This is a genomic window from Streptomyces graminilatus (genome assembly GCF_001418565.1).
GTDB lineage: Bacteria > Actinomycetota > Actinomycetes > Streptomycetales > Streptomycetaceae > Streptomyces > Streptomyces graminilatus.
This window is the reverse complement of record NZ_LIQQ01000109.1, coordinates 1-9,355: the sequence shown is the minus strand read 5'-3', so window position 1 is coordinate 9,355 and position 9,355 is coordinate 1. Positions and strand designations below refer to the sequence as shown.

Here is a 9,355-nt window from a genome sequence, read left to right as displayed (position 1 = left end):
GGGCGGGTAGGCGGCGACGCAGTTCCTGCCGCCCGTGGTCCCCGGTATGCCGCCGCCCGGCGCGACCGCGTACCCGGCCCCCGGCGGGTCCGACACCGACGCCACCCAGTACATCCCGCCGGTGCCCGGCGGGGCGTACGGCATACCCCCGGGCGGCGCCGACGACCGTCAGCCGCCCTCCGACTTCGACAACCTGTTCCGCAGCGGCCCGGCAGGCACAGCAGGCACAGCAGGACCGGGCGGTTCGGCCGGTCCGGCCGGTGCCACCCAGCAGATGCCCCGCATCCCGGCCCAGGACCAGCACCCCCGGCAGCAGCCCTACCAGCAGCCCGCGCCCTACGGCCAGCAGGCTCCGTACGGCTTCCAGGCGGCCGGGCAGCCCCACGCGCCCCACGACATGGACGACCGGGACGATGACGATCACGACCGGGGCCGGCGCTCGCGGATGGCCGTCATCGCGGCCGTCGGGGTCGGCATCGTCGTGCTCGGGATCGGGGCCGGCGCCATGCTGAGCAAGGGCGGCGGGGACAGCGGCGGGGACACGGGCAACAAGACGGTCGCGGCGGCCCCGTCCGCGTCGGAGGAGTCCAAGGCGCCGCCCGCCGACCCGGCCAAGGCGCAGGCCGTCGAGCTGGACAAGCTGCTCGCCGACAGCAACGACAGCCGCGACGCGGTGATCAAGGCCGTGTCGGACGTCAGGTCCTGCGACAACCTCGGGCAGGCCGCCGCCGATCTGCGCGACGCGGCCCGGCAGCGCGGCGAACTGGTCACCCGGCTCTCCAAGCTGGACATCGACAAGCTCCCCGAGCACGACGGGCTGAGCGACGCCCTCACCCAGGCCTGGCAGGCGTCCCAGGCCGCCGACAACCACTACGCGGCCTGGGCCGACCAGTCGGCGGGCAAGCACGCCTGCAAGGGCGGCCAGGCCCGTACGACGGGCCAGACCCGGAAGGGCAACGAGCAGAGCGGCATCGCCACCGAGCAGAAGTCCAGGGCGGCCGAACTGTGGAACGCGATCGCGAACACGTACGACCTGACGGAACGCCAGTCCACCCAGCTCTGACCCGGCACGGCCCCTCCGGGAGGGACGGTGCCGGCCCGTGGGTCAGTGCTGGGCGTTCTCCAGCAGCTTCGTCGTGTCGACGACCCCCTTGCGGGCGGCGACGAGCCGTCCGTCGCGGACGACCTGGAGGGTCACCCGCGCGTTGACCAGGCGCGGGAAGCCGGCCACCCTGAGGAGGTCCTCGAAGCGCCAGCGCAGCGTCGGGGTGAGCCCGCCGGTGGTGATGGGCAGGCCGCGGTCGAGGGCCTGCCGGACGGTGGTCGAGGACACCTCGCCGTCCTTCAGCGACTCGACGACCCTCTTCAGGACGGTGTACGCGATCCAGGTGGTCTGCACTCCCGCGTCCTGCGGGTCGACGCGGTCGTCGTCGAAGGCCTCTTCCTTGATGACCTTGTTCATCTCGTCCCAGCGGGCGTCACTGGCCACCGGGTACCAGCCGGTGATGTACGAGCCCTCGTACGGGCCCGACTTGCCGCCGTTCGCGTTGATCACCGTCTGGTCGACGCTGCCGAGGACGGTCGCGGTGCGCACGGCCGGGTAGTCCTCGCGGTCGCGCCGGAAGGAGTCCATGAAGGTGTTGGTGCGGTCGCCGAGCGCCGGCACCACACAGCCCTTCTTCCCGCTCCCGGTGCCGGTCGTGCGCTGAAGGGCGAGCTTGGTGTGCGCCGAGTACTCGGTGGCGTCCTCGGCGGCGAGCTGGTCCCGCGCCGGGGCGTGCCCGCCCGCCCGCAGGCCGGAGTTGAGGAGCTGGGGCAGCTGGTCGCCCGCGATGGTGTCCGGGCGGACCAGGGCGACGGGACCGCAGACGGCGGCCAGCTCCTTGCCGAGGCCGGCCAGGAGGGCGGGCGAGCCGCCGTTCACGGGGTAGGACATGGGGTTGGTGAACTCGTCGTTGGTGACGCCGTAGCCGCCGATGTAGGGAATCCCGGCGGAGGCCAGCGGGCCCAGGAAGGCGTCGCCGAACTGGCTGTAGGAACCGACGACCGCGACGACGTCCTCCTTGGCGGCCAGCCGGGCGCACTTCGCGGCGGCCACCCGGTCGTTGTGTTCGTTGCAGGTCAGGACCTTGAGCTTGCGCCCGTTCAGGCCACCCGTGGAGTTGATCCAGCGCGCGTAAGCCTGCGCCATGGCCGGCATGCCGGGCTTGTTGGTGGCGTCGGTGTCCTCCGGCGCCCAGGTCATGACGGTGATCTCGCCGCTCTCGGTGTCGGCCGAGGTGCCGGGTACGACCCCGCAGCCCGCGGCGAGCGCCGCGCACACGGCCAGCGCGCTCATGGATCTCGCGCGCGTGGCCCTCGTACTCACGGGCCCTGTGCTCACGGGCCCTGTGCTCACGGACCCTGTACTCACGGGCCCTGTACTCGCCGGCCCTGTGCTCACGGACCTGGGGAAGATGGTGCGGAAGGTGCTGCGGGTGCCTCGCCTGCCGGTCATGAATATGCACGATTGCGTCACACGGCCAACCCGGACGTCACCCGTGGTCAACAGGTGGTGACGGGGAAGTGAATTACGGGGGGTGTTGATCTCATTTTCACCGGGACCGTACGATCGATGACCGTGCAAGGTTCGGAAGACTCTTCCCGTCGCGGCCGTCGCTCCCCCACCATGGGCGGCATGCCACTCAACGACATGCCGTGGTGGCGCTGGCGCAGCAATGTGCGCTCCGCGCTGCACATGCTCTCCGACCCGGCGTTCCAGCGGAACGTCTGGCTGGCCGGGGTCGACGGATACGGTGACGTCACCGACGCCGTGTACCGCCTGGTCGAGGACACCTGGCTGGACAGCTGGTCCGCCGAGAAATACGTCGGCACGATCTTCCGGGACTCCCAGGAAGCCGCCCTCGTCGACACCGCCGTACTCCGCGTACTGCGGATCATGCACCAGGTCGGCCCGGACGCCCCCGTCTCGGCCTACCTCGACCACGCCGGGTGGCCGGAGGCGGTCCGCGCGGCCCGGGACGCCCATGTGCGTCTCGCGGTGAGCGACGGCGAGGATCCGGACGTCCCGCCGCGCACGCTGGAAGTGCTGCGGATACTGACGCGCTCGGCGTAGCGCGGGCCGGGGACGTGCGAGGGGCGCTCCGGCGGCTTCGGGCGCGTTCCGGGTGGCGGACGGCAGTGGGCCGTTCGAGGGGGATATGGGACCCTGTCCGGCATGAACGAGCAGTCCAGCGCAGCCGCCGCCCCCGCCGGGACCCCCGCCGAGCAGTATGTCCTCACCCTCTCCTGCCCCGACAAACAGGGCATCGTGCACGCCGTGTCGAGCTACCTCTTCATGACCGGCTGCAACATCGAGGACAGCCAGCAGTTCGGCGACCGGGACACGGGACTGTTCTTCATGCGCGTCCACTTCTCGGGTGAGACGCCGGTGACGGTGGACAAGCTCCGGGCGAGCTTCGCGGCGATCGGCGACGCCTTCCACATGGAGTGGCAGATCCACCGGGCCGAGGACCGTATGCGGGTCGTCCTGATGGTCAGCAAGTTCGGCCACTGCCTCAACGACCTCCTCTTCCGCGCCCGCATCGGCGCGCTCCCGGTCGACATCGCGGCGGTCGTCTCCAACCACACGGACTTCGCCGAGCTGGTCGCCTCGTACGACGTCCCGTTCGTCCACATCCCGGTGACGAAGGACACGAAGGCGGAGGCGGAGGCGCGGCTGCTGGAGCTGGTGCGCGAGGAGAACGTGGAGCTGGTCGTCCTGGCCCGCTACATGCAGGTGCTGTCGGACGACCTGTGCAAGAGCCTGAGCGGCCGGATCATCAACATCCACCACTCCTTCCTCCCGAGCTTCAAGGGCGCCAAGCCCTACCACCAGGCCCACGCGCGGGGCGTGAAGCTGATCGGTGCGACGGCGCACTACGTCACGGCGGACCTCGACGAGGGCCCGATCATCGAGCAGGAGGTCGAGCGGGTCGCGCACGACGTGACTCCGGACCAATTGGTGGCCATCGGCCGCGATGTGGAGTGCCAGGCGCTGGCGCGGGCGGTGAAGTGGCACGCGGAGCGCCGGATCCTGCTGAACGGGCGCCGGACAGTGGTGTTCGCGTAGCCCCCGAACCTCACTCACTCACCCACTCCAACCCCTTTCGTTTTTCCTCAATCTCTAGTCAAATAACGGCACTTGGATCACACGCGTGTGCCGTGCCGCGGTGACAGTCATGTTCTCGGCGTTCGGGAGATCGTCGCGTCGAAGGAGACGTACATGTCCGCTCCGCGCATGAACCGCCGCGCGTTCGTCCTGCTGGGTGCCACGGTCGTCGCCATGGCGACCGGCGCCGGGATCCCGTCGGCCGCGGCGGCGATCCCCGGCGCGGCGGCCCCCGTCCCGCCGACGCCGGTGCGGATCGTCGACGACCGGGCGACCCCCGCCACCCGCGCGCTGTTCGCGTATCTGAAGGGGCAGCAGGGCAGGGGCATCCTCTTCGGCCACCAGCACGACCTCACCTACGGTTTCACCTTCACCACCCCCGACGGCAGGGCGTCCGACACCAGGGCGGCGGTGGGCGACCACCCGGCGGTCTTCGGCTGGGACACCCTGATCCTCGACGGCGACGAACGCCCCGGCGTGAAGGACGGCACCGAGGCCGGGAACATCGCCGCGCTGAGCCGCTGCATCCGGCAGGGGGACGCGCGCGGCGGGATCAACACCCTCAGCGCCCACCTGCCGAACTTCGTCACCGGCGGCAACTTCTACGACACCAGGGGCCGGGTGGTCGGGCAGATCCTGCCCGGAGGCGCGAAGCACGCGCGGTTCAGGGCCTTCCTCGACCGCGTGGCGAAGGCGGTCAAGGGCGCACGGCGGCCGGACGGCACCCCGATCCCGGTCGTGTTCCGCCCCTTCCACGAGAACAACGCGGGCTGGTTCTGGTGGGGCGCCGGGCACACGACCTCACGCGAGTACGTCGAGCTGTACCGCTTCACCGTCGAGTACCTGCGCGACACCAAGGGCGTCCACAACCTCCTCTACGCCTACTCGCCCAACGCGAGCTTCGGCGGCGACCCGGCCGGCTACCTCAGGACCTACCCGGGCGACGGTTTCGTCGACATCCTCGGCTACGACTCGTACGACGAGAACGCGGGCCCGAGTCCCTGGCTCGACGGTCTGGTGAAGGACCTGGCGATGGTGGTCCGGCTGGCGAACGAGCGCGGCAAGGCCCCGGCCCTCACGGAGTTCGGGGAGGGCGGCGGTACGGAGATCCGCGACGAGCGATGGTTCACGCATCTCGCGCAGGCCATCGAGGCGGACCCGCTGGCCCGCCAGGTGACGTACATGCTGACCTGGGCCAACTTCGGCGGCACGAAGCGCGCGTATGTGCCGTACCCGGGCCACGCCCTGCTCCCGGACTTCGCCGGATACCACCAGGACCCGTACACGCTGTTCGCCGCCGACATCGACCTCCGGGGGATGTACGCGGCTCGCACGACGGCGGTGAGGAACGCCCCGCTGATACACCTGGTGACCCCCACGGACCGCGGGCGCGTGGCGGGCGGAAGGACGACCATCCGGGTGCGTGTCACCGGGGCGACGAGGGTGAGCCGGGTCACGTACTCCGTCGACGGAGGCCGTGCCGGACGCCTGTGCCTCGACGCCGACGGCTTCTACTCGGCCGACTGGTCGCCCGGCCGGGCCGCACGGGACAACCCCACGGCGACCCTCACGGTGACCGCCCGGGTGGACGGCAGGACGCTCACCGACTCGGCGGTGGTCCTCCTCGGCGAGGCCGCGCCGCTCCCCGCCGGCCGGGTCGACGACTTCGAGGGCTACGCCGGAGACGACACGGCCCTCAGCGAGGCGTACACCCACGTCAACGCCCACACCCTCACCCTGTCGCCCGACCACAGGTCCTCGGGCACCTACGGACTGGCGTACGCGTACGACTTCTCCGGCGCGCAGTACACGGGCATCGGCAAGCCGGTCGACGCGGACTGGTCCGCCTTCACATCCCTCGCCCTGTGGCTCAGGGGCGACGGCTCCGCGAACGGCGGGGCCCTCCAGATCGTCGCCGACGGAATCGACTTCTGGTACCAGCTCCCGCTCTCCGACACGACCGGCCAGGAAATCAGGGCCCCCTTCACCGACTTCGCCCCGGCTCCCTGGGACACGTCGAACACCGGAGCGGTACTGGACCCGGGCCGCCTGGCGAAGGTGGCGGCGTTCAACCTGTACCTGGTCCACGGGGGCGAGGGCGAGGCGGCGACCAAGGGGGTCGTGTACGTGGACGACATCAGGGCGGAATGAGGCACCTGAGGCACCTGAGGCACCTGAGGCACCTGGCGACACACGGGTGCCGCCGAGCCCTGCGGATCACAGCCTGCGGATCCGCAGCCTGCGGATCACAGGCTGTGGGCGACGGGGTGCAGCGGTTCGTAGAGCGGGAGTTCGGCGCCGCTGGGCAGCCGGATCGCCGTCAATCTGCCCCAGCGCTGCTCGCTGACCGGGCGGGTGATCTCGACACCCCGCGCGCGGAACTCGCCCAGCTGGGCATCGAGGTTGTCGCACATCAGGAAGAACTCGTGCTGCGGCGGACCGTCGGTCGGGTGCACGGCCACCTCGGCCGGGGGCAGCTTGAGGACGAGCCAGCCGCCACCCGCGTCGACTCCGGGAAACCCGAGGACGTCGCGGAGAAAGAGGCGGTCCGCCTCGGCGTCCTGGCTGTAGAGGACGACATGTGCACCACTGATCATGGCCGGCTCCTGCCCATCGACGTGCTGACGGTCGTGCCCCCCGTCGGCATCCTGGCACGCGGAGGTCTCCCGGACCTTCGCGTGCTTGCGTCCGACCGAGTGACGCCGCCGCGAACAGCCCGTCCCCGATGGCTTCCCGGTCGCCGTACTGGCCTCGGTGTCCGTCAGCGTGGCCCGGCCAGTGCCCGGTCGGCGTTGGCCAGTTGCGTGGTCATGTCCTTCTTGACGGCGGCGAGTTCACGCTGGTTCTCGGCCATCGCCCGCCGCTGGTACGCCGCGTCGACCGACGACCAGACGCCGATGACGTTCGTCTCCCGTTTGCAGGACACGTCCGCGCTCGCGAGCGCGAGCTCGGCCGGGCCGGCGGTCGGACCGTTGAACTTGGGGTCCTTGCCGGGCGCTTGGGTCGGGTCGGCGTAGACGTAGTCGCTGTTCTGCCGCTTCATGCACCGTGACCAGGCACGGAAGACGGCCACCACACGAGGATCGCGTTGCGAGTCACGGTAACCGCCGATGTTGACCGCGCCGACGAGCTCCCGGTTCCCCAGCTTGTCGGGGTCCCCCGACAGCGCCTTCGTGGCCTCGCCCTGGCAACCGCCCACAGGGAGCCGACGACCGCGCGAGTCGGTGCCCGCCGGTGTGCCGTCCGGGTTCAACCCACGCAGGACGAGCATCGCTTCAGGCCCCGGCCGCGGTCCGGGCGGTGTCCTCGTGGGCTTGTTCCTGACCAGGGGCGGCACCGAGCCGGGCACCGGGTGATAGCCGTAGCGGGCTGCGTTGGCCGGGTCCGTGATGCCGTACCGGTGCGCGGTGTTGGCCGGGTTCAGCGTGCCCGTCTCCGGGAGGGGACCGGTGGAGGCGGGCCAGGAATGGCCGAAGCGCCGCATGCACGACTCGGTGAGTACCGCCTTGGCCCGGAACAGGCGCCCGACCTGGCGATCGGTGAACAGGTAGGGCTCGATGGGCAGTACGAGGGAACTGACATCGAGCATTCTCGGCACCGAGACGAGGGGAAGCGGCCCGGAAACCTTCGTCGGCCCGGAAGCCCGGGGTGTCCCGGACGGAGTGGGCGTCGGCGGCGCCTCCGCGGCCTGCCCCTGCGCGCACCCGGCCGTGACGGCGAGCAGGATGACGGCCGCCCCGAGGTGCCGGGCCCGGTGAGTTCGTCGCGCCGGCATGTCGTCGTAAGTCCCTTCCGGAGTGCGGGTGCGGCAGTGCGGGGCCCGCCCGCCGGTGCGCGGGCGGGCCGGACAGGCGTCAGCTGCCAGGGAAGTACCAGCTCATCGACGCGTTGTTGTTCTGCACTCCGGAGTTCAGCGCGCGGGCCTCTCCGGGCCAGAAGTCGTCGTAGGGAGCGGCACCGCTGGCGTTCTGGTTCTCGTTGTAGTAGATGCGGGCCACGAAGCTCTGATCGTTGTTCCAGGCGCGGTTCACGTTGTTCTTCACCCTCAGACCGTGGCCCTCACCGCCGGCCGCGAAGGTGTGCCCGGCGAAGTCATTGACCCAGCCGCTGTACTTGCTCCAGGAGCTGTTGCTGGAGGCGCTGTAGAAGAGGTAGATGTTGCCGTCCCAGTTGGCCGTCCTGACCTGGGCGGGCGTGGCCGCGGCTGTCCCCTTCGCGGCAGCCGGGGCGGTGGCCAGGAAGGTGCTGCCGGCCATCAGTGCTGCGGCGACCGCGATGGATCCCGCCATACGACGTGCAGTTGTCACGATGCTCCTCCGTCGGCGTACGGAACGGGGTACGCGCTTCGGCGGCAGTCGGCCGCCTGTGCGAGCCTTCCCCGTGTCGATCGGCCCCGAGACTAGGCCGGGAGCGGCACCGCACGGTCCTGACAACTGTCAGGGTGGGCTGCCGACGGGACCCATCGGGATGCCCAGTCCATCAAGGTTCCCCTGGTGGATGCCGCGAAGGGCCAGGATGTCTCGCGCGGACGTCGCGCTGTCACCGGGGCGACGCCGTGAAGGCGTCCTCACATCCGGCTCAGCGAAGCCGCCGCGAACAGCACATCCCTGATCGCCTCCCGGTCGCCGTCCTGGCCCGCCGCCGCTTCCTCCGGGGAGACGTGGCCCGCTGCCAGTTGGCAGAACTCCACGCCGTCCAGGGCCACATGGGCGACCTCGTGGGCCGAGGAGGGGAGGGCGGCCGGGGAGTCCAGGGGGATCAGCCATTCGCCGCCGCCCGAGCCCTCGATCTCCAGGCGGAGACTGCGGCCGGGCCGGCCGGCCCGGACCAGGTGGCGGGTCGCCCGGTCCGGCGCGGCCAGGCCTGCCTGGCGGCGGGCGGCCAGCGCCTGCGGGAGCATGCGGGCCGCGAGGTCGATCATGCGGTGGAGGTGACGCGGGGCCGGGGGCTCGTACGGATAGTCGACCGCGTCGGCGATGTCGCCCGCGTGCACCCAGCACTCGAAGGCGCGGTCCAGCATCGCGTCGCACAGCGGCAGTTCGAAGTCGCCGTACGAGACCGGCAGCTCGCCCGAGCCGCCGCCCGCGAACGAGACGTTCCGTACGATGCCGTGGCTCTGCTCCCGCCACGGCACCCGGACGGACCGGGTGGGCGGGAAGTACGAGGCACGCCAGTACGCCTCCGTACGGGACGCCGGATCCGGCG

The 9,355-nt window shown here is 71.1% G+C and carries 8 protein-coding genes and 1 pseudogene; 4 read left to right on the top strand and 5 right to left on the bottom strand.

The annotated features are described in order from the left end of the window. Positions 1–46: 46 nt before the first annotated feature. The gene (locus tag AOK08_RS10830) at positions 47–1,063 is read left to right on the top strand and encodes a hypothetical protein (RefSeq protein ID WP_157876641.1); all 1,017 of its coding nucleotides are present in this window, start codon (positions 47–49) and stop codon (positions 1,061–1,063) included. A 42-nt stretch (positions 1,064–1,105) separates the two neighbouring features. Here AOK08_RS10830 and AOK08_RS10825 read toward each other — a convergent pair whose 3' ends face one another. Beyond that, a complete protein-coding gene (locus tag AOK08_RS10825; RefSeq protein ID WP_079053967.1) occupies positions 1,106–2,497 on the bottom strand; it encodes an ABC transporter substrate-binding protein in 1,392 nt (463 codons plus the stop codon). A 117-nt stretch (positions 2,498–2,614) separates the two neighbouring features. On the opposite strand from AOK08_RS10825, the gene AOK08_RS10820 reads away from it, so the two are divergent. From AOK08_RS10820 to AOK08_RS10810, 3 genes are all read left to right on the top strand, one after another. Then, entirely contained in the window at positions 2,615–3,115 is a 501-nt protein-coding gene (locus tag AOK08_RS10820) for an SCO4402 family protein (RefSeq protein WP_079053966.1), read from the top strand. 102 nt (positions 3,116–3,217) lie between these two features. Then, a complete protein-coding gene (purU, locus tag AOK08_RS10815) occupies positions 3,218–4,111 on the top strand; it encodes a formyltetrahydrofolate deformylase (protein ID WP_055525273.1) in 894 nt (297 codons plus the stop codon). Between the two features lie 153 nt (positions 4,112–4,264). Further along, on the top strand, positions 4,265–6,301 hold the full coding sequence (locus AOK08_RS10810; RefSeq protein ID WP_055525272.1) for a glycosyl hydrolase: 2,037 nt from the start codon (positions 4,265–4,267) through the stop codon (positions 6,299–6,301). Positions 6,302–6,396: 95 nt separating this feature from the next. Here the strand turns inward: AOK08_RS10810 and AOK08_RS10805 are convergent, their stop codons facing one another. The 4 genes and pseudogenes from AOK08_RS10805 to AOK08_RS10790 form a co-directional block, all read right to left on the bottom strand. Beyond that, a complete protein-coding gene (locus AOK08_RS10805) occupies positions 6,397–6,747 on the bottom strand; it encodes a VOC family protein (RefSeq protein WP_055525271.1) in 351 nt (116 codons plus the stop codon). Positions 6,748–6,911: 164 nt separating this feature from the next. Continuing rightward, positions 6,912–7,925 carry a hypothetical protein gene (locus AOK08_RS10800; protein WP_055525270.1) on the bottom strand — a complete coding sequence of 338 codons (1,014 nt, stop codon included), beginning with the start codon at positions 7,923–7,925 and terminating at the stop codon, positions 6,912–6,914. Between the two features lie 79 nt (positions 7,926–8,004). Further along, positions 8,005–8,457, bottom strand: a complete 453-nt coding sequence (locus AOK08_RS10795) for a hypothetical protein (RefSeq protein WP_241826910.1) — start codon at positions 8,455–8,457, stop codon at positions 8,005–8,007. 260 nt (positions 8,458–8,717) lie between these two features. Beyond that, positions 8,718–9,355 (bottom strand): annotated as a pseudogene (locus tag AOK08_RS10790) (MDMPI N domain containing protein); the annotation flags it as partial.

What these genes read in the sequence shown, in the direction of transcription:
- AOK08_RS10830 (WP_157876641.1), top strand. Translation starts at nt 47, where the DNA reads ATGCCGCCGCCCGGCGCGACCGCGTACCCGGCCCCCGGCGGGTCCGAC.
- AOK08_RS10825 (WP_079053967.1), bottom strand. Translation starts at nt 2,497, where the DNA reads ATGACCGGCAGGCGAGGCACCCGCAGCACCTTCCGCACCATCTTCCCC.
- AOK08_RS10820 (WP_079053966.1), top strand. Translation starts at nt 2,615, where the DNA reads ATGACCGTGCAAGGTTCGGAAGACTCTTCCCGTCGCGGCCGTCGCTCC.
- purU (WP_055525273.1), top strand. Translation starts at nt 3,218, where the DNA reads ATGAACGAGCAGTCCAGCGCAGCCGCCGCCCCCGCCGGGACCCCCGCC.
- AOK08_RS10810 (WP_055525272.1), top strand. Translation starts at nt 4,265, where the DNA reads ATGTCCGCTCCGCGCATGAACCGCCGCGCGTTCGTCCTGCTGGGTGCC.
- AOK08_RS10805 (WP_055525271.1), bottom strand. Translation starts at nt 6,747, where the DNA reads ATGATCAGTGGTGCACATGTCGTCCTCTACAGCCAGGACGCCGAGGCG.
- AOK08_RS10800 (WP_055525270.1), bottom strand. Translation starts at nt 7,925, where the DNA reads ATGCCGGCGCGACGAACTCACCGGGCCCGGCACCTCGGGGCGGCCGTC.